Source organism: Flavobacterium adiutor, assembly GCF_048282555.1.
Lineage (GTDB): Bacteria > Bacteroidota > Bacteroidia > Flavobacteriales > Flavobacteriaceae > Flavobacterium.
The window spans coordinates 1080043-1100815 of record NZ_CP182487.1 but is presented as its reverse complement, the minus strand read 5'-3'; the positions used below and the strand labels follow the sequence as shown (position 1 = coordinate 1100815).

The 20773-nt window shown below is 33.4% G+C and carries 21 protein-coding genes, 1 pseudogene and 1 riboswitch; of the genes and pseudogenes, 12 read left to right on the top strand and 10 right to left on the bottom strand.

Annotated elements, in window-relative coordinates; all coding sequences use genetic code 11:
* Positions 1-5 precede the first annotated feature (5 nt).
* The 3 genes and pseudogenes from ACNC7R_RS04815 to ACNC7R_RS04805 form a co-directional block, all read right to left on the bottom strand.
* Positions 6-418: pseudogene (locus ACNC7R_RS04815) on the bottom strand (GxxExxY protein).
* A gap of 139 nt (positions 419-557) precedes the next feature.
* Positions 558-1526, bottom strand: a complete 969-nt coding sequence (locus ACNC7R_RS04810) for an iron chelate uptake ABC transporter family permease subunit (protein ID WP_417943140.1) — start codon at positions 1524-1526, stop codon at positions 558-560.
* A 61-nt stretch (positions 1527-1587) separates the two neighbouring features.
* Positions 1588-2730: an ABC transporter substrate-binding protein gene (locus tag ACNC7R_RS04805; RefSeq protein WP_417939836.1), complete on the bottom strand. Its 1143-nt coding sequence runs from the start codon at positions 2728-2730 to the stop codon at positions 1588-1590.
* A 148-nt stretch (positions 2731-2878) separates the two neighbouring features.
* Between ACNC7R_RS04805 and ACNC7R_RS04800 the strand changes: the two genes are divergently transcribed.
* The 8 genes from ACNC7R_RS04800 (at position 2879) to ACNC7R_RS04765 (ending at position 11093) form a co-directional block, all read left to right on the top strand.
* Positions 2879-3241 carry a DUF5522 domain-containing protein gene (locus ACNC7R_RS04800; RefSeq protein ID WP_417939835.1) on the top strand — a complete coding sequence of 121 codons (363 nt, stop codon included), beginning with the start codon at positions 2879-2881 and terminating at the stop codon, positions 3239-3241.
* Positions 3242-3401: 160 nt separating this feature from the next.
* Complete coding sequence (gene cobU / locus ACNC7R_RS04795) at positions 3402-3911, top strand: bifunctional adenosylcobinamide kinase/adenosylcobinamide-phosphate guanylyltransferase (RefSeq protein WP_417939834.1); 510 nt, start codon at positions 3402-3404, stop codon at positions 3909-3911.
* A 202-nt stretch (positions 3912-4113) separates the two neighbouring features.
* Positions 4114-5793 (top strand): nicotinate-nucleotide--dimethylbenzimidazole phosphoribosyltransferase, encoded by a 1680-nt coding sequence (cobT, locus tag ACNC7R_RS04790; RefSeq protein WP_417939833.1) that lies wholly within the window; start codon positions 4114-4116, stop codon positions 5791-5793.
* A 136-nt stretch (positions 5794-5929) separates the two neighbouring features.
* Entirely contained in the window at positions 5930-6274 is a 345-nt protein-coding gene (locus ACNC7R_RS04785; RefSeq protein ID WP_417939832.1) for a transposase, read from the top strand.
* Positions 6275-6522: 248 nt separating this feature from the next.
* Entirely contained in the window at positions 6523-7308 is a 786-nt protein-coding gene (locus tag ACNC7R_RS04780) for an adenosylcobinamide-GDP ribazoletransferase (protein ID WP_417939831.1), read from the top strand.
* Positions 7293-7829 carry an alpha-ribazole phosphatase gene (gene cobC / locus ACNC7R_RS04775; protein ID WP_417939830.1) on the top strand — a complete coding sequence of 179 codons (537 nt, stop codon included), beginning with the start codon at positions 7293-7295 and terminating at the stop codon, positions 7827-7829. Before ACNC7R_RS04780 ends, cobC begins: the two co-directional genes overlap by 16 nt.
* 66 nt (positions 7830-7895) lie before the next feature.
* Positions 7896-8128, top strand: a riboswitch (cobalamin riboswitch).
* A 102-nt stretch (positions 8129-8230) separates the two neighbouring features.
* Positions 8231-10018, top strand: coding sequence for a TonB-dependent receptor plug domain-containing protein (locus ACNC7R_RS04770; RefSeq protein ID WP_417939829.1), 1788 nt, complete (start codon positions 8231-8233; stop codon positions 10016-10018).
* A 4-nt stretch (positions 10019-10022) separates the two neighbouring features.
* Positions 10023-11093 (top strand): YncE family protein, encoded by a 1071-nt coding sequence (locus ACNC7R_RS04765; protein WP_417939828.1) that lies wholly within the window; start codon positions 10023-10025, stop codon positions 11091-11093.
* 192 nt (positions 11094-11285) lie between these two features.
* On the opposite strand, the gene ACNC7R_RS04760 is transcribed toward ACNC7R_RS04765, so the two are convergent.
* Entirely contained in the window at positions 11286-11594 is a 309-nt protein-coding gene (locus ACNC7R_RS04760; RefSeq protein WP_417939827.1) for a GNAT family N-acetyltransferase, read from the bottom strand.
* A 256-nt stretch (positions 11595-11850) separates the two neighbouring features.
* Here ACNC7R_RS04760 and ACNC7R_RS04755 point away from each other — a divergent pair, with 256 nt between their 5' ends.
* A complete protein-coding gene (locus ACNC7R_RS04755; RefSeq protein ID WP_417939826.1) occupies positions 11851-12510 on the top strand; it encodes an alpha/beta hydrolase in 660 nt (219 codons plus the stop codon).
* Between the two features lie 84 nt (positions 12511-12594).
* Here ACNC7R_RS04755 and ACNC7R_RS04750 read toward each other — a convergent pair whose 3' ends face one another.
* Positions 12595-13110, bottom strand: coding sequence for a DUF2892 domain-containing protein (locus ACNC7R_RS04750; protein ID WP_163398961.1), 516 nt, complete (start codon positions 13108-13110; stop codon positions 12595-12597).
* 167 nt (positions 13111-13277) lie between these two features.
* Here ACNC7R_RS04750 and rpmH point away from each other — a divergent pair, with 167 nt between their 5' ends.
* Both rpmH and carB read left to right on the top strand, forming a co-directional pair.
* Positions 13278-13439, top strand: a complete 162-nt coding sequence (gene rpmH / locus ACNC7R_RS04745; protein WP_008464848.1) for a 50S ribosomal protein L34 — start codon at positions 13278-13280, stop codon at positions 13437-13439.
* Between the two features lie 145 nt (positions 13440-13584).
* Positions 13585-16440, top strand: coding sequence for a carbamoyl-phosphate synthase large subunit (gene carB, locus ACNC7R_RS04740; protein WP_417939825.1), 2856 nt, complete (start codon positions 13585-13587; stop codon positions 16438-16440).
* Between the two features lie 147 nt (positions 16441-16587).
* On the opposite strand, the gene ACNC7R_RS04735 is transcribed toward carB, so the two are convergent.
* From ACNC7R_RS04735 to ACNC7R_RS04715, 5 genes are all read right to left on the bottom strand, one after another.
* Positions 16588-16845 carry a YiaA/YiaB family inner membrane protein gene (locus ACNC7R_RS04735; RefSeq protein ID WP_417943138.1) on the bottom strand — a complete coding sequence of 86 codons (258 nt, stop codon included), beginning with the start codon at positions 16843-16845 and terminating at the stop codon, positions 16588-16590.
* 103 nt (positions 16846-16948) lie between these two features.
* A complete protein-coding gene (locus ACNC7R_RS04730; RefSeq protein ID WP_417939824.1) occupies positions 16949-17488 on the bottom strand; it encodes a DUF4252 domain-containing protein in 540 nt (179 codons plus the stop codon).
* 12 nt (positions 17489-17500) lie between these two features.
* Positions 17501-18028, bottom strand: coding sequence for a DUF4252 domain-containing protein (locus ACNC7R_RS04725; RefSeq protein WP_417943137.1), 528 nt, complete (start codon positions 18026-18028; stop codon positions 17501-17503).
* A gap of 63 nt (positions 18029-18091) precedes the next feature.
* The gene (locus tag ACNC7R_RS04720) at positions 18092-18550 is read right to left on the bottom strand and encodes a hypothetical protein (protein ID WP_417939823.1); all 459 of its coding nucleotides are present in this window, start codon (positions 18548-18550) and stop codon (positions 18092-18094) included.
* Positions 18537-19046 (bottom strand): RNA polymerase sigma factor, encoded by a 510-nt coding sequence (locus ACNC7R_RS04715; RefSeq protein ID WP_417939822.1) that lies wholly within the window; start codon positions 19044-19046, stop codon positions 18537-18539. Before ACNC7R_RS04715 ends, ACNC7R_RS04720 begins: the two co-directional genes overlap by 14 nt.
* A gap of 227 nt (positions 19047-19273) precedes the next feature.
* Between ACNC7R_RS04715 and ACNC7R_RS04710 the strand changes: the two genes are divergently transcribed.
* Positions 19274-20737 carry a S41 family peptidase gene (locus ACNC7R_RS04710; protein ID WP_417939821.1) on the top strand — a complete coding sequence of 488 codons (1464 nt, stop codon included), beginning with the start codon at positions 19274-19276 and terminating at the stop codon, positions 20735-20737.
* Positions 20738-20773: the final 36 nt, after the last annotated feature.

The window sequence follows — 20773 nt, the reverse complement described above, 5'->3', positions numbered from 1 at the left end:
TGTGATTAAATTTTTGATAATAATTTGTAGTATTCATTTACAAATGTTTTCTGCCCTTCTTTAAAAATATTATGGCAATTAAAGTTAATTATAATTCCTTTTGGTGCTTTGGATAATTTCATATAAGTCAAGAGTTGTGCTTCATGGATGGTGCTTATTTCAGAAACCGTTTTTAATTCGACAACCAAACAATTTTCTACAAATAAATCACACCTTAGATCTGCTTTCAGCTCTTTATTTTTATAAATCAAAGGTACTTTCATTTCGGTGAGAAAATTTATTTTAGATGATTTAATTCCTCCTTTAGACATTGATGATAAACATTTTCAAGTAATCCCTTCCCAATTATTTTATGCAATTCTATACAGGCTCCAATTACATTATATGTTAATTCGTCTAAATATTTTTGAGTAATCATTTCTAATTAGTTTAAGATAGAAATCATTTTTTTATTTTCACTCCAACTATGATTTTTGAGAAAAAGTGAAACGCCTTTTTCAAGCTTATAAAACTATGATTCTATGTGTTTAAAAACTAAAGATACAAAAAGTAAGTTTTTACTGCGAATTTCTTTTTCGAACTAAAAGCCAAATCACAACCGGAGCTCCAATTATAGATGTAATGGCATTTATGGGAAGCGTCACATCAAATCCAGGCATTTGAGAAACTATATCGCAAAATAGTACGATAATAGCTCCAAAAAGTAATGTGCTCCAAAACAAAATCATATGATTACTGGTTTGAAAAGTTAGCTTTGCAATATGCGGAACTGCAAGACCAATAAAAGCAATAGGGCCTGCGAAAGCAGTTATACTTCCAGCTAAAATACTGGTTGCAAAAATAATGATCAAACGAGCTTTCCTGAAATTCAAACCCATGCTTTTTGCATAATTTTCGCCCAGAAGCAAAGCGTTCAAAGGCTTAATACTGCCCGCGCTCAGAACTAAACCAAAAACAACACTCACAGCTAAAACTGTAATGGATTTCCAGGAAAGGTTTCCGAGATTACCTAATGACCAGAAAGTAAATTTCTGAAGCTGTTCTGCCGTACTAAAATAGGTTAAAACACTCACGATTGCCGTGGTAAAACTTCCAAACATTAAGCCCACAATCAAAATTGCCATTGTATCTCTTAGTCTTTGGGAAACCAATAAGACCAATAGTAAAACGAGCGTACTTCCTAAAGTCGAAGCCAAGACAATTCCGTAAGATGACAAGGCGATTATTTTTAGAAAAGAGGGTAAAAATCCAGCACCCAAAATAACAAATGCCACTCCTAAACTTGCACCTGAACTTAATCCTAAAACATAAGGCCCCGCAAGCGGATTTCTGAATAATGTCTGCATCAACAAACCACTTATTGAAAGTCCTGTTCCAACTAAAACCGCTGTAATAGCTTTTGGCAGTCGGTAGTTAATTATGATATACTCCCAGGTCGATTTACTGGCATTACCGCCTGTTAAACTCGTATAAACATCTCTAAACGGAATATTCACAGAGCCTAAACTAATGCTGGCAAAGAACATTAAAAGCATACCTAAAGCCAACAGAGCAAATAAAATTGTATTTCGTTTTTTGTTAATCAATTTAATTCAGTTTTGTTGCAAAGGTAAATTCATAACCCGGTAATAAATCCGGATGGAAAATTTTGATATAATCTTTCAACACCAAATCCGGTCGGCTTGGGGATAATTCATAATAAACAGTTCCTCCGGTAGCACCAAACTTACTTTCTAAACAATAAACGGTTTTATTAGCAAAAGCATCAAACTCACTATAATGCGGATTCGCTTTTTGCAATTCGTCTAAGGTTCTAAAAGATCCTGAAACAATCCAAAAATTGGCAGTTTTGGCTTTATCGAGAACTTTCTCAAATGACAAACCTTCACTTCCGGTTCCTTTCAAATCAGACCATAAATAATTAGCCTGGGCATCCTTCATAAATTTGGCAACCCAGCTGTTTCCTTTGGCAACATACCACACATCTTCGTACATTGAACCATATAAAACAGTAAAAACTGGTTGTTTTTCGGCTACCAATTTCAAAGCCTGATTGTAACTTTTCACAATTTTATCGAATAATTCTTTTGCTTTGTCTTCTTTTCCAAACAAAGCGCCGTAAAGTTTTATCCATTCAGCTTTTCCAAGTGGGGACTGCTCCATCCAGTCTGCCTGAATTAACACATTTAAACCGCTCTTTTTCAAATTATCCAGCATTGGATTATTGTTATCTACGCCAAAAGCCACTATTAAATCCGGTGATAATTCTATTAACTGTTCGATATTTAATTTTTCGTTCTGACCCACATTTTTAACTCTACCTTTATCAATTAAAGCCCTGGTTTTTTCAGAAGAAATATAATCCGGATGCGGAAAACCGGTAAGCTTATTTTCTACATCGAGCATTTCAAGAAATGGAATATTGGTTGTTGAAGTTACCACAATAGACTCCAACGGAATTTTAATTGTTGTATAATTACTCAGGCTATCAGGTACTTCAGCATTTTTTTCCTTTAAAACATATTTAAAATTTTCATCTGCATTTGGCCATGGATTCGAAACGGTTACTATTGAATATCCTTTGTATTTTACGATAGAAAGTCCGGAAGCATATTCGATACTGTTTTGAGAAATTGCAGAAGTTATCATCTCTGTGTTTTCATTTTTCTTACATCCTGTCAGAAGAAAAAAAGAGATCATAAAAATAAATTTGGGAAATAAATGTTTCATATGAGTACTATTGTTTCAGGGAATATGGCATTATTATTGTCAACACAGATTCATGTCTTTATCAATAATGACAAAGGTAACGTAATTTATTATTTTTTTTATTTATCTTTATTCTTACAAATTTAAACAAACCAATTTTTACATATTTATGAATAGTATAAAAACAAAAGTTTGTTCGAGCTGTGAATCCTCTTTTGGGTGCGGAAATATTTCTCCTAAAAACAATTGCTGGTGCAATGATTTCCCTCCTATTTTTAATCTTTCAGAAGGAGATGATTGTCTTTGTCCGGAATGTTTTAAAGAAGCCTGTATAGACAAGATAGATGCTTATGTCGAAACTATCACTCCTATAAAAGCGCTTAAAAACAAAGCAATAACTTTACCAAAAACCGAGAAATTAATTGAAGATGTTGACTATTATATCGAGAATGGCAATTATGTTTTTAAAACGTGGTTTCACTTAAAAAGAGGAAGCTGCTGCGGAAATGCATGTCGCCATTGCCCATATTAATTCCCTATAAAGATAAATCTTCATACATTAGCCGAAATTAATAACTCCCCCATGCGTTAGGGATAGCAGTGGAAAGCCCACAGTCCCGTCTTTTGACGGGACGAGGACTTGAAACGAATAGCCCGACCGGAGGGAACGCCCAAAATACTATACTTTTACAATGATTTACTTAATTACCGGAGGCGAACGATCAGGAAAAAGCCGTTATGCTCAAAATCTGGCTTTACAACTTTCGAATGCGCCAATTTATGTCGCTACGGCCAGAAAATGGGATGCCGATTTCCAAAACCGAATTGACCGCCATCAACAGGAACGCAACGAAAGATGGACCAATATAGAGAAAGAAAAGTACTTGAGTGAAATTAATTTTACGGGCAAAACAGCTTTAATTGACTGTGTAACGCTCTGGCTGACCAATTTTTTTGTTGATACCAAAAATGATGTTTCGCTATCTCTTGATGAAGCAAAAAGCGAATTTGAAAAAATAGCCTGTCAACCCAATACGAACCTGATTATTGTAACAAATGAAATTGGAATGGGCGTTCATGCCGATACCCACATTGGCAGAAAATTTACCGAATTGCAAGGCTGGATGAATCAGTTTCTCGCTTCAAATGCCGATGAAGTAGTTTTGATGGTTTCAGGGATTCCGGTTAAAATAAAAGGATAGGCAAATTTCAATGGCAATTTCAAAAATCAATATAAATAAAGAAATTCCAAATTTTAAATTGCTTCGCCTGTTCGCTGTCGCTCGGGTCCAAATTCCAAAGTTCTGTCTTAACTTTACATAAATTTAAACATCAGGATTATTGCAATTGATTTTGCCATTGCAATTGATTTTTGAAAAATGTAACTGTAATTGATTTTTGAAAATGAGCAATCTGGAAGACATATTAAAATCACGACGTGATACCCGGCATTTTACAGCCGATGAAGTTCCTGATGAAGTGATTGAAAAAGCTTTACAGGCCGGACATTGGGCACCATCTGTAGGACTTACGGATGCCACCAGATATTATATCATAAAATCTACAGAAGTAAAAAACGCTGTTAAAAACCTGTTTTTGGATTACAATAGAAAGGCGGAAGAGCTTACTGATAATCCAGAACAAAAAGAACTTTACAAATCCCTGAAACTGGAAGCCATTGAGGAAGCTCCAATTGGACTTATTATTGCGTATGACCGATCTGTACTAAATCAGTTTACAATTGGAACTGTTGGCAGTAATGAAGCTGTGAAATTTAGTTCGGTTTGTGCAGTACAAAATATCTGGCTTTCGCTGACAGAACAAGGTTATGGCATGGGGTGGGTTTCGATTTTGAATTATTATCAGTTTAAAAAAATACTTGATTTACCTGAAAACATTGAGCCTCTGGGTTATTTCTGCATAGGAAAACCGGCCACCAATTACGGCAATCAGCCCATGTTACAGCAATTGAACTGGAAACAAAAATCGGAAGCACCGGTTTGTACAGAAATTAAAAATGTGATTAAAAATCGTGTTTCAGATTTTGTTTTAAAACCACAATGTGACATTGAAGACGAAACCAATTTCAGCAGTCTTTTACAGGAAAAAATAGATTCGAAGACCAAACCTGTTGGTGCTTTGGGGACTTTAGAAACGCTTGCTTTTCAAATCGGATCTATTTTTAAAACCTTAAATCCAAAAATAATAAATCCAAATATTGTGGTTTTCGCAGCTGACCACGGAATTGCAAATCATGATGTCAGTGCTTATCCGCAGGACGTCACAAGGCAGATGGTCAATAATTTTCTGGAGGGTGGTGCTGCGATTAATGTTTTTTGCAAACAACATGATATTAAACTATCCATTGTAGATTCGGGAGTTAATTATGATTTCCCAACGAATGCAAACCTCATCAAGGCTAAAATAGCCAAAGGAACCCAATCTTTTTTGCATGCACCGGCAATGAGTGAAACCGAATTGCAATTGTGCTTTGAAAAAGGAAAAGCTATTGTCGAAACTATTGCTAAAACAGGTTCTAACTGCATTGGTTTTGGCGAAATGGGAATTGGAAATACCTCAACAGCTTCTGTCCTGATGAGCGTTTTAACCGGTTTTCCGATTGAAGAATGTGTTGGGAAAGGAACGGGAGTTGCTGATGAAAAATTGATTCAGAAACAAAACCTGCTAAAAAAAGCTATTGAAAATTATTCCGCCCCTTCAGAATTAATGCAGCAGCTCGCCTACTTTGGCGGTTTTGAAATCATGCAAATGGCAAGCGGAATGTTAACGGCTTACGAAAATAATATGATTATTCTCGTTGATGGTTTTATTTGCAGCGTTGCTTTTTTAATTGCTTTAAAAATGAATCCTGATATTCATAAAAATGCTGTTTTTTGCCATTGCTCTGCAGAAAAAGCACATCAAAAATTATTGGATTATTTACAGGCAAAACCAATTTTAAATTTAGATTTGCGCCTTGGAGAAGGAACCGGCTGTGCTGTTGCTTTTCCAATTTTAAAATCTGCTGAAGTTTTTTTGAACGAAATGGCGAGTTTTGAAAGTGCCGGGGTTAGCAGGAAATGAAAAACAAGTTTTAAATTCAATCCAACATTCAAAAGCAAAATCATTATATGCCTTTTATCAAATTTTATATTCATTGTGTCTGGAGTACTAAAAACAGATTTCCATTTTTAGATTCTGTTGAACTACGTCAAAAAGTTTGGCATCACATAAAGGGAATGCTTTAAGTAAAGGGATATACGTTGACTTTATCAGTGGATATTCAGATCATTGTCATTGCTTAATTTCACTAGGAAATGACCAAACAATTCAAAAAACAATACAACTATTAAAAGGCGAATCTTCCTATTGGATTAATAAAAATCAATTAACAAAAGAACGATTTGAATGGCAAGATGACTATTTTGCTGTTTCTGTTTCAGAATCCATAGTTGACAAAGTTCGCGATTATATTAAAAATCAGGAGGAACATCATAAAAAGAAAACATTTCAGGAAGAATATGATGAATTCATGATTAAATTTGGATTTCAAAAAAAAATCTAAATAAAAAATTTGGCTAAAGCCTTTCTTTGAGCCTAATTTTGTACTTCCAGATAAATCTGGAGGCAATTCAAAATAATTTCGCATATATTGCCGGATAATCAGAGGTATTAAAATTAATCCTTAATGAAATCTTATCCCAAATTAAAACAAATCAAAAATCAAATATAATTTGAATTGCCAACATCTTTAGATGTTGGAAAAATATTGACACACAAAGAAAGGCTTTAGCCAAATTACCCACATTTAAAATGAAAAAAGAACTCCATATTTTCTTTACATGTGTAATGTTTTACACCCGGATTCCATGTCCGAAAAACATCAGCCATGATCCTGAATATCTCAACAAAGCTACACGTTATTTCCCTTTCATTGGCTGGATTGTGGGAAGCATTTCTTTTCTTACTTTTTATATTTTTTCTCTTTTCCTTTCTGCTGAAACTGCGGTGATTTTAGGAATCATCTCTTCAATATTAACAACAGGAGCTTTTCACGAAGATGGCTTTGCTGACGTATGTGACGGTTTTGGCGGAGGCTGGACGAAAGAAAAAATCCTGATGATTATGAAAGACAGTGCCATTGGTGCTTATGGTGTGATTGGCTTAGTTTTACTTTTTTTATTGAAATTCAAACTGCTTTCAGAATCTGTTTTGCTTTTTTCTAATCACCCTTATTTAATTTTACTGCTGTTTGTCTCTGCACATGCATTGAGCCGTTTGGCTGCAATCTCAATTATTTTCACACATCAATATTCGCGCGATGATGCTTCGAGTAAAAGCAAGCCTATTGCAAAAAACCATAGCTGGAAAGAAATACTGGGTTCCTTTTTCTTTGGGCTGGTTCCGTTATTAGCACTCTCCTATTTTCAATATAAAATATTTTTAGCTCTAATTCCCGTTTTCCTGACTCGTTATTTTTTAGCTCGTTATTTTCAAAAATGGATTGGCGGCTATACCGGTGATTGTCTAGGTGCGACACAGCAGGTTTGCGAAGTGGTTTATTATTTAAGCATTCTTTTGATATGGAAATTTATCTAATTCGTCATACCGAAACGATCTGTAAAAAAGGCATCTGTTACGGACAATCTGATATTGATATTGCTGAACCTTTTGATACTGTTTTCGAGAACATCCTTTCACATTTACCATCAGAGGCTTTCATTTTTTCAAGTCCTTTGAAAAGATGTGCTACTTTGGCAAAATACATTCAGAACCATATAAAAACCATTTCTTACGAGGAAGACAAACGCCTGATGGAAATGAATTTTGGCGATTGGGAAATGAAAAACTGGGATAACATTCCACCCGAGCAACTTAATCCGTGGATGGAAGATTTTGTTAATATCAGAGTTTTAAATGGCGAATCTTTTGTTGATTTACATGAAAGGACAGGTAATTTCTTAGCCCAGCAAAAAACAAAAAAAATAAATTCTCCTATTATTATAGTAACCCATGCTGGTGTTATCAGGAGCTTTTTATGCCACTACTCTTCACTGCCTTTGAAAGATGCTTTTCAAAACAAAGTAGATTTTGGACAGGTCATTAAAATAGATTTCTAAAGCCCTCTTGTTTATAACTTCTTTTAAAAGATAAAACAAATTTGATTTTTACATATTTTTAACTTTATCTTTGCAGCCAATTAAGGTTGTGTTTTAATCGTCAAAACACATTAAAAGGGAATCAAGTAACTGATTTTAAATTATTTAAAATCAAAAATCTTGAGCTGTACCCGCAACTGTAAGCTTAGTTCTTTTCTAAGAATGCTTGTTGTTATCTACAAAACCACTGTCATTTTCCTGATGGGAAGGTAAACAACAAGACGCAAGCCAGGAGACCTGCCTTATTTAACAAATATCGAACTCTCGGGAAAAAGAGTGTAGAAATTATGATTTTTAAAAAACGATTTACTTGTTGCTTTCTGCTTTTGTGCCAGATTATTTCGGCGCAGCATGATTCTATTATGAAATTGAAAGAAGTTGTTGTATCCGATTTAAATCTTAAAACATATTCCAGTTCTCAATCTATTCAGGTTTTAAATGATTCCATTTTAGATAAAAATCAGCCTTCTTTAACTACATTGTTAAATTTTAATACTGTTATTTATTTTAAGGAAAATGGCTTAGGTATGACTTCATCTCCATCTTTCAGAGGAACAACTGGTGCACAAACTGCTGTAATCTGGAATGGGATAAATATCAATTCTCAATTTTTAGGTCAGGCAGATTTTAATACAATTGGCACCAGAGATTTTAATTCAATAACCGTGAAAGCAGGTGGAGGTAGCATTTTATACGGAAGTGGTGCTATTGGTGGAAGTGTCCACTTAAACAACGATTTAAGTTTCAAAAAAGATTTTTCTAATCACTTGTTTTTTAGCGGAGGCAGCTATGATACTTACAGCGCAAATTATCGTATTAATCTTTCAACAGAAAAACATAGTCTTCAGGTTAGTTTTTCCAGAAACAGTTCTGAGAATGACTTTAAATATCCGGGAACAAAAGATCAAAGGAATATTAATGGAGAATATTACAACACCAGTTTAAATACAACTTTTGGTTATAAAATCGATTCAAAAAACATCATAAAAATATATAGCCAGTTTTACGATTCAGAACGTCATTTTTCTTTAACTTCTCCAACGGCTACAAAAACAAAATATAATGATTTTAATACCCGTAACCTTTTGGAATGGGAAATTGCATTTAATCATTTTACCTCTAAATTAAGAGTAGCTCATATTGGAGAATCTTATAAATATTTTCCTGATATTGATTCTGATTTTTTTACTTATGGAAAAGTCGAAACATCAATTATAAAATATGATCTGGCTTTTGATATAAATAAGAAAATCAAACTAAATAGTATTGTTGATTACAATCGTAATAAAGGTTATGGATCAAGCATTAATAATGTAAAAAGAGAATTTGGTTCGGTCAGTTTATTATTACAACATTTCATTACAAACAAATGGGACTATTCAGCAAGCATCCGTCAGGAAATAACTGACAATTATGGGAATCCTTTTCTATTTTCCTTCGGAACCAAACATGAATTCACTGATTTTTATCGCATCAAATTCAATGCATCAAAAAATTACAGAATGCCTACTTATAACGACTTGTTTTGGGAAGGGAGCGGTAATCCTGATTTAAGACCCGAAACTTCCTATCAGGCAGAATTTGGAAATGAGTTCTTTACAAAAAACTTCTCATTATCTGTAACTGGTTATTTCAATTCGATCAAAGATTTGTTGCGATGGGTTCCTTCTCAAACCGGTGGAGATACATGGTCTCCCGAAAACACGGAAAAAGTAAGAACTTATGGTGCTGAAGTACTTTTGGAATGGAAAACAAAAATAAACAACCACAATTTTACCCTTAACGGAACCTATGCCTATACAGTTTCTGAGAGCAAACAATTGATTAAAAAGGAATTAATTTACAAACAATTAATATATGTTCCTTATCATAAACTGACAGGATCTATTTCTTATAACTGGAAAAAAATGTCTTCCTACTTCCAATATTTATACAATGGGGAAGTTTACAGTACGCCATTTAATAACCCTGCAACAAAGGTAAAAGATTACAATGTTGGCAATTTTGGAGTTGATTATGACTTTGGTAAAAAGAACAGTTACAAACTTGGATTTCAAATACAAAATATCTGTAACGAAAACTATCAACCAGTACTTGACAGACAAATGCCTGGTAGAAATTATACAATTTACATTAACCTTAACTTTTAAAATTATGAATAAATTAAACAAACTGCTTTTTTCTATCATTATTACTTCGGCTTTTTTTGTGTCGTGTAGTAGTGATGATGACAATACAACTAAAGAACCTCGAGGAAATTATGAAGGTGGATTATTTATTATAAACGAAGGAAATAATGGTAAACCAAATGGAACTATTTCATACTTATCAGAAGATCTAAAAATAGAAAACAGTGTCTTTACATTAGTGAATGCAGATAAAATTACAGGTGATACACCACAAAGCATTGGTTTTAATGAAGACTTGGCTTATATCGTTGTAAACGGATCCAATAAAATTGAAGTTGTCAACCGATACACATTTAAAAGTATCGCTACAATCACTACCGGATTAGAAAATCCAAGATTCATTGCTTTTGCAAATGGAAAAGGATATATTACAAACTGGGGAGATTCAGGCGATTCAGACGATGATTATGTAGCTGTTCTTAATCTTGTAACAAATTCTGTTACTTCTAAAATCCCTGTGGTTGAAGGTCCTGAAAAAATCATCGAAAATGATGGAAAACTTTATGTAGCTCACAAAGGAGGATGGGGACAAGGAAACTCATTGACAATAATTAATTCTGCTACTAATAATGTTGCAACAAACATTGTAGTCGGAGATATACCTAGTGCATTAGTAAAAGACAACGGGACATTATATATTTTGTGCAGTGGAAAACCATCCTATGCAGATGTCGAAACGGCTGGAAAAATCGTTAAAATTAACCTAAGCAATAATACTATAGCATCAACAATTAATTTTTCTGATTTAACACATCCTGGATTTCTGGATATTGAAAACAGTAAACTTTATTATACTGTTGGGAGAGATGTTTATTCTGCTGCTACTAGCGCTACAACCTTACCAACAACCGCAATATTTTCAGCAGAAGATGTTTCTACCACTTATGGTTTTGCAGTAAAAAATAACAAGATATATATTTCAGATGCAACAAACTATGCAGACCCAGGAGATATTTATATTTATTCTCTAACAGGAACTTTAACTAATGACTTTAGTGTTGGTATAACACCAAACGGATTTTATTTCAACAATTAAAAAGCTAATTACAATAGACTTGTAATTTCTTATATCATTATGTAAGATAAACCTATTTTTAATAACTGCTTTAAAATAAGGGATCAAAAAAATAATTACCAATTAGTTAATTTTGTTTTTTAAATTGTTTTTGAAAAAAGGCTTTCATAATTCCTGAAAGCCTTTTTACGTTTTTGTCTATAAGTTGAAATTTTAAATCCTGATTCCTGGCGGAAGCAATTCCTTATATTTTGGGTTTTTCTTAAAAAAAACAGCAATCTTGGGATGAATAGGAACTACCCTGAATTTTTTCTCTGTACTCAGTTCCATTATATTTTTAAGCATCGTATCAATTATCGGCTGGTTTTCAAAATTTTCAGGCGTATTGATTTTAGTTAAAAAAATCTTTTTTTCCTGAAATGAATACTCAACACTCAATAAGCCTTCAGGAATTGAGGCTTCAAACTGTCTTGCAAAAGTATTGTCTTTAATTCTCATTACGGTAGGTTCCATATTTATCATGTTTTGGGGTTACTAAAAAATATTAGAAAAGAACTTAAAATAATATCATGTAAATGCTTTATTAAAAGCTTTTATTATTAAAGATTGAAACACAAATATAATCATTTGATTTTCAATACAACACATTTAATTTAAATATATAAAATGATAACATCAATAATAATTTAATTATTTTACCTGATTAAGTTCTAAGATTCCTATCGTATGTAAGTAAAAAAAGAGGTAATTTTAGCATATAATTAAAACCCTCCAGAGAATGAGTAAGATTCCTGTTTATTTTATGCCTGGATTAGCTGCTAGTCCAACGATTTTCGAAAGAATCAAATTAGATGAAACCGTTTTTGAAACCTTTCTGCTGGAATGGGAAATACCAAATTTAAAAGAATCATTATCTGATTATGCCCTCCGAATCACAAAAAAGATTAAACATAAAAATCCGGTTTTAATTGGTGTTTCCTTTGGCGGAATTTTAGTCCAGGAAATGGCCAGACATATCGAAGCCCGTAAAGTAATTATAATTTCGAGCGTTAGAAGCAATACCGAATTCCCCAGAAGAATGAAAATTGGGAAAATCACAAAAGCCTACAAACTCATCCCGATGAAACTTATTTTGAATATCGAGAATCTTGCCAAATATTCTTTTGGAGAAAAAGTCAATAAACGTATCAAATTATATGAGAAGTTTTTGGCTGTCCGGGATTTGAATTATTTACAATGGGCAGTTGAATCTGTTATTTTGTGGGACAGAAGTCAAATTGATGAGAAAGTAATCCATATCCACGGGGATCAGGATGATGTTTTTCCAATAAAATATATCAGTAAATGTATTGTTGTAAAAGGCGGCACACACATTATGATTCTGAATAAATACAAATGGCTGAATGAGAATTTGCCATCTATAATATTGGAGGATTAAAGGTATAGAATAGTTATTGCGAGGAAAAAAAATCCCAAATTCATGTTTGGAATTTGGGATTTTAAATATTGTACTTCAAAGAATTTAGATTTTCTTCATCTGTTCCTTCATCATCGAGATTTGTTCCTTCAGCATTCCCTGTTTGTCTAATTTTTTAGCTTCATTTAACAAATTAGTCGCTTCCAGTTTTCTTCTGCGTGACATGGCTACTCCTGCAAGATTAAGTTTAGCAACTGCTAAATCCATATCCATTGACAAACCAAGTTCAATTGCTTTTTTGAAATGTTTTTCAGCCTGGTTGATATTAGTCTGAGACAACATAATTCCGTGTAAGTAATTAAAGTATCCCTGTTGTTTTCTTACCAATGCAGCTTCAGGATTTTTAATGTATGCAAGCCATTTTTTAGCGCCTTCAAAATCTTGTTTTCTCAGTTTAAGAAAAGCTAAAAGAATAAATTCATTTTTAAAGTATAAAAAAACCGGAATAGCAGTCAGCAAAATAAGAAAAATTCCATTCCCGATGTTGCTCTCTGTAAATTGCCAAATGCCAGCGACTACAAGAAGTCCGGCTAAAATAAGTTTAATATTTTTATGAAACATAATAGGTATATATTTGTGACTGCAAATATAGTAAAATGAATTAAAAATATTTTTATTAAAGTACTTGCCAGAAAAAAAAGTCTTTGTATATTTGCACTCGGTTTTTGAATAACGATATCAAAACCAAATAACGAGTTAATAGATACCATTTTTAAAGATACAAAGCAATGAGCAAAAGAACATTTCAACCATCGAAAAGAAAAAGAAGAAATAAGCACGGATTTATGGACAGAATGGCTTCTGCGAATGGAAGAAAAGTTCTAGCGCGTAGAAGAGCAAAAGGAAGACATAAATTAACTGTTTCTAGTGAGCCTAGACACAAAAAATAATGTTTGTACAAACATACATAAGGCGATTACTTTTTTAGTATCGCCTTTTTTTATACCTTGTCGGTAAAAATTTTCTCAACATTCTAGTTTATAGCGTACTAGAATCGTTTTTTAAAATCTTAAACAACTACTCAATACATACAAAATGCCTAAAGACACATCAATAAAATCAGTTTTAATTATCGGTTCAGGACCTATTGTTATTGGACAGGCTTGCGAATTCGATTATGCAGGATCTCAATCTGCACGCTCGATTCGTGAAGAAGGAATTGAAGTTATCCTGATAAATTCAAATCCAGCAACAATTATGACCGACCCCTCTATGGCCGATCATATTTATTTGAAACCATTAACAACAAAATCGATTATTGAAATTCTGAAGGAACACCCACAAATTGATGCTGTTTTACCAACAATGGGAGGACAAACAGCCCTAAACTTGTGTCTGGAAGCTGAAGAAAAAGGAATTTGGCAAGACTTCGGAGTACGATTAATAGGTGTTGACGTAAACGCTATTAATATTACAGAAGACAGAGAGCAGTTTAAACAGCTTTTAGAAAGAATAAATGTACCAACTGCACCCGCAAAAACAGCTACTTCGTATTTAGAAGGAAAAGAAATCGCTCAGGAATTTGGTTTCCCGCTTGTAATTCGCCCTTCGTTTACACTTGGAGGAACTGGAGCAGCTGTGGTTTACAAAAAAGAAGATTTTGATGAGCTTCTAACTAGAGGTCTTGAAGCTTCTCCAATTCACGAAGTTTTGATCGATAAAGCTTTAATGGGATGGAAAGAATACGAATTAGAACTTTTAAGAGATAAAAATGACAACGTTGTCATTATCTGTTCTATCGAAAACATGGATCCAATGGGGATCCACACTGGAGATTCAATCACGGTTGCGCCTGCAATGACATTATCTGATACAACTTTCCAAAAATTACGTGACTACGCTATCTTAATGATGAGAAGTATCGGAAACTTTGCAGGAGGATGTAACGTACAATTTGCAGTTTCGCCAGACGAAAAAGAAGATATCGTAGCCATCGAAATCAACCCTCGTGTATCTCGTTCTTCTGCTTTAGCATCAAAAGCAACTGGATATCCAATTGCAAAAATCGCTTCTAAATTAGCTTTAGGATACAACTTAGATGAATTACAAAACCAAATTACAAAATCTACATCCTCTCTTTTTGAACCAACTTTAGATTATGTAATCGTAAAAATACCACGTTGGAACTTCGATAAATTTGAAGGATCTGACAGAACTTTAGGTCTTCAGATGAAATCGGTTGGTGAGGTCATGGGAATCGGGCGTTCTTTTCAGGAAGCACTTCACAAAGCAACTCAATCTCTAGAAATTAAGAGAAATGGTTTAGGTGCTGACGGAAAAGGATATAAAAATTACGAACAAATTATCGAGAAACTAACTTATGCAAGCTGGGATCGTGTTTTTGTAATTTATGATGCCATCGCAATGGGAATTCCGCTGAGTACGATTCATGAAATTACAAGAATCGATATGTGGTTCTTAAAACAATACGAAGAGCTTTATACTTTAGAAAAAGAAATCTCAAATTACAAAGTTTCAAATCTTCCGAAAGAATTATTGCTTGAAGCCAAACAAAAAGGTTTTGCAGACAGACAATTAGCTCACATGATGAGTTGTCTGGAAAGCGAAGTTCATACTTTACGTATGGAGCAAAAAATCAACCGTGTTTTCAAACTGGTTGACACTTGTGCCGCAGAATTTAAAGCATTAACTCCTTACTACTATTCTACTTTTGAGGCTGAAATCGAAAAAGCAAACGGAGAACGTTTTGTTGACAACGAAAGTATCGTAACAGATAAAAAGAAAGTGATTGTTTTAGGTTCCGGTCCAAACAGAATTGGGCAAGGAATTGAGTTTGATTACTCTTGTGTACACGGAGTTTTGGCAGCAAAAGAATGTGGCTACGAAACGATCATGATTAACTGTAATCCTGAAACGGTTTCTACAGATTTCGATACAGCTGATAAATTATACTTTGAACCCGTTTTCTGGGAGCATATTTATGACATCATCCAACATGAAAAACCAGAAGGTGTTATTGTACAATTAGGAGGACAAACGGCATTGAAATTAGCTGAAAAACTTTCTAAATATGGTGTAAAAATCATCGGAACTAGCTTTGACGCACTTGACTTAGCAGAAGACAGAGGAAGATTCTCGGATTTATTAACGGAGTTAAACATTCCTTTCCCAAGATTCGGAATCGCTGAAACAGCTGACGAAGCTTCTAAACTTGCAGATAGCTTAGATTTCCCGCTTTTAATTCGTCCTTCTTATGTATTAGGAGGTCAGGGAATGAAAATTGTAATCAACAAAAAAGAATTAGAAGAGCACGTTATCGATTTGTTGAAAGCAATTCCAGGAAATAAATTATTGCTAGATCACTATTTAGCTGGTGCAATCGAAGCAGAGGCAGATGCCATCTGTGATGCTGATGGAAATGTTTACATCATCGGAATTATGGAGCACATTGAACCTTGCGGTGTTCACTCAGGAGATAGTAATGCAACATTGCCTCCTTTCAACTTAGGAGAGTTTGTAATGCAGCAAATTAAAGATCACACTCATAAAATTGCCAGAGCTTTAAAAACAGTAGGTCTAATCAATATTCAGTTTGCGATTAAAGATGATACCGTTTACATTATCGAGGCAAACCCAAGAGCTTCCAGAACGGTTCCGTTTATTGCAAAAGCTTACGGAGAACCTTATGTGAACTACGCTACAAAAGTAATGTTAGGACACAATAAAGTAACAGATTTTGATTTCAACCCGCAATTAAACGGTTATGCCATCAAACAACCTGTTTTCTCTTTCAGCAAATTCCCGAACGTAAACAAAGCGCTAGGACCAGAAATGAAATCAACAGGAGAAAGCATCTTGTTTATTGATGACTTAAAAGATGATCAATTCTACGAATTGTACTCCAGAAGAAAAATGTATTTGAGTAAATAATCTCAGATTCTATTATAAACAAACGAAAGGCTGTCCGAAAAAGACAGCCTTTCTTTCTTTATATTTTATCAAATTGAATTATTCGCCTTGTCCAAAATTCATGTTATCCCTAGTGTTTTTTTTGTACTAAAATAGCACCGAAAAGCGCTAATAAAAAGCAAATATATAAAACCCTTTTTCACTTGGCAAAATCGTTGCATTCGATAATCCAACAACTAAAAGAACAATTGAAAATAATGTTCCAAACCAGCAAATTCCGTAATAGACATATGTAACAGGTAAATTTTCAAGCCTGACTCTCACACTATTTTGTAGAGAAACTACAGCAAACAGACCGAACATTAAAACAGTAAAATAATAGCCTTTTTCGTTTAATAACATTTCTGCTCTTGATAGTTCAACGATAAAACCGATTGTCCATGCTCCAAAGGCTACCCAAGATGCAGCAATAAAGGCATTTGAAGTTTCTGTATCAATAGGAACTTTTTGACTCTAAGAATAAGATGTGTTATTTTTTAAGTAACTGTTTTAAAGGCTCTAATTGTTTCATGTCGATTTTTGATTTTTGCAAAACTGACATTAATGTCATGATATTATTGGGATTCATATTTTTTCCCAAAACACGCACAATAGCAAAACCGTTTTCTTTTCTGTTTGCAAAAATGACAAATTCTTCAATATTATCATCAGTACCAACAAAGCTCACTGAAGCGCCATCTTTACCAGAACCAACCTTCATCAATTCCTGATATTTAGGATTCTTCAAAAGAGATTTTACCTTGATTCTCTCTTCTTCAAATTGGGTTTGATTTTTATCATTTGCCTTAAAAGCCAGAATATTCATTTTATCAAACGAATTCAAAGCTTCGGTTTGTTCAGACGATAATTTTGTTTTATCAACATTTAAAATACTGGGTGAAACATCCAGCGCAATAAAATCTTTATTCTCCGTATTCTCTACAAAATATTTTTGCAAAGAAGGTTCAGAATCACAACTTATAAAAATCAGAAATATTAAAAGAACTGAGGTAAAAATACTAGCTTTCATATGTGTTGGATTTTATTTTTTGCCTTTAGAAGCTTTTTTTAAGTCTGCACCTCCCGGTAATTTCATTTTGTCTGTAAGTACAGCAATTTCATTTAAATCAAAGTTTCCCGTTAAGGACAACAAAACTGTATCTTCATTTTTTGCTCCATCAATAAACATAAAAAGTTCTTTTATTTTAGTGTCCGAAGTACCAGACTTAACATATATTTTTACATTTTTTCCGCTATCATTAATACGCATCAATTCTTCCAAATTTGCTGTTTTGATATATTTATCAGCTGAAAGTTTCATGTCGGCTTCAATTTTTGCATTTTTTGTGGTAAACACTTTTAAATTATCCAGCTTCTTAATGAGGTTCATGTATTGTTGGGTCTCTTTATCAGAAGGACCCACTTTAACCTTGCTCATTATGTCAAACATTTTTTTGTTTACAATGACTGAAGTCACATCATCCTGTCCGTCAAATTTATCAAAAGCACTCTGCGCATAAAAGGCATGGGTGATTAGTGTAAAAACTATGGTTATGATCAAACTTTTAATCATTCCTTTTTTACCCTCTTTTCTATATTCCTTAATCATTGATTTCATTTCTATATTTTTTAATTATTGTTTAAAAACTTTATTTTTTGATTGTTCGTATTCTTTAATGTATTGTACACTTTCAATACCTACATTAACATGGTTTGACAATAGAGCCAAAGCTTTTTGCGTTTCGGCAAAGGCTTTTTCAGGATTATCATAAGTCCCTAATTCTGATTGGGCTACAACAGGTGTTGTACTTTTTTTGCTCAAATAAAAAAAGGTTCCAATTCCGAGTAAAACAACAGCAGAAGCCGCAATTGATAACCACGCCACATTTCGTTTTTTAGTTTGTAGTGGAATTTCCTGCATTAACTTTTGTTCTTTTACCTGAGAGAAATAACCAAACATAGCTTTGTATTGCTCCAAATGCTGCGCAACATTTGAAGAAGAAAAGTATTCTTTTAATTCATTTTCTTCAGCAATAGTAGTTCCTCCCTGAAAGTATTTTTCTACTATTTTTTCTATTTTATTTAATTCCATATCTGTGTGTATTAACCATGGATTCCCGTATTTTTTTTCTCGCTCTTGAAAGTGCTACCCTAATAGCTGTTTCATTCATATTGACAATCTTAGCAATTTCATCAAACTCATATTGCTCAATATCGCGTAGTTGAATTAAGATCTGTAGCTGTTCAGGCAGTTGGCTTATTATTTTCTCAACCCATTCCAGGCTATCAGAATCTTCCAGTTTTTTATCTAATAAAGGCTCACGATCCGTAAAATTATTATGCACTATTTTAAGATTATCTGCTCTTTTAGACTTTAGCTGATCCAGACAATAATTTTTTGCCATTGTCATTGCTACTGCTTCGATACTGTTATAAGCAGATAAATTGTCTTTTTTGTTCCATAATTTCACCATTACTTCCTGAGTTGCATCTTCAGCTTCTTCAGTGCTGGTTAATAATCTTTTTGCCAGACGAAAAACTTTGTCTTTAAAAGGATTTATTAATTCTATAAATGCAACCTGGTTCATATTTCTCTATTAATGATAAGTCTTAGGCAATTCACATATCTCTATCAATATTTGACCAATTACAGTAAAAACAAACATATTGATTAGTTTCTATTATCAAGACGAGGCAGTATTATTTTTGTTACAAAGTAAGCTTAAAAAAATATTGTAAAAAAAACTGCACATTTATTATAGTTAAAACTAAAGGTACTATTTTTACGTTTATACTATATTGAAACCCCTGTTTTATGAAAAAGATATCAAGAATTTTAGTTTTATTATTTTTAACAACATTCTGCCTGCAATCTTGTGAAGATAGCGATGATGTTGCTACTCCAAAAGATCTACAAATAAATAATTTTATATGGAGAGGATTGAATGAGGTTTATTTATGGCAAGCTGATGTTCCTAATCTGGCTGACAATCGTTTTGCAAGCCAGGAGGATTTCGACTCTTTTTTAAAAGGATATTCAAAACCTGAAGATTTATTTGAGGATTTACTAAACAAGCCCGAAAGCAAATACCCTAATGGAGGCGCTATTGATCGTTTTAGCTGGATTGTGGATGATTATACCGTTTTAGAGCAGGAATTAAACGGAATTACAAAAAACTCAGGCATTGATTTCAGACTGAGTTACATCGAAGAAGGATCAGACAATTTAGTAGGGTACGTTAGGTATATAATTGCTAATTCAGACGCTTCAAAAAAAGATATAAAACGCGGAGATTTATTTACAAAAGTTAACGGCATACAGCTTACCGTTTCAAATTATCAAAAACTATTATTAGATTCAGATAGTTACACTTTAAGTTTAGCCGGATTTAATGACAGTGGTGCTATTGTTTTAAATGGAAAATCAGTATCGCTTACTAAAACTACTTTAGAAGAAAATCCAATATTAATTAATAATATAATATCATCAGGAAGCCATAAAATAGGCTATTTGATGTACAATGGCTTTTATAACGAATACGACGATGCTTTGAATCAGGCTTTTGCTCAATTAAAATCAGGCGGCGTTACAGATTTAGTTTTGGATTTAAGATATAATGGCGGAGGAGATGTTCATTCATCAACACTGTTGGCAAGTATGATTACAGGGCAATTTAAAGGACAAGTATTCTCTCAAAGACAATATAACCCAAAACAAATGGCACTTATGAATGAAGAGGATTTAGAATCATTAAAAGAAAGATTTACTAATAAAACAAATTCTGGAGCCACATTAAACAGTTTAAATTTAAACACAATATACATTATAACAACAGACAACACAGCTTCTGCTAGTGAATTGATTATAAACGGATTAAAGCCCTACGTTAATGTAATTCAAATTGGCGAAACAACTGTAGGTAAAAATGTTGGTTCCAATACGATTTATGATTCTGAAAGCCTGACAAAAACAAAAGTAAATCCGACACATAAATACGCAATGCAGCCATTGACTTTTAAAATCACAAATGCGGACAATTTTGGAGATTACACAGGAGGACTGACACCTACTTTCGCACAAGAAGAACGTGTTCGAACTTATGGTATTTTAGGAGACCCATCTGAACCTTTGCTGAATCTTGCTATCTCAAAAATTACAGGTGCAACAGCTAAAAAGCTGCAAAATGACAAAGAACCAATTCTTCCTTATTTCGCAGATTCTAAATCACTTCGCCGTTTTGGAAGAGAAATGTACATGGATAGTCCCTTAAAAAATTAGAATAAAACACACTAAAAAATAAATGCCCCAAAGTCA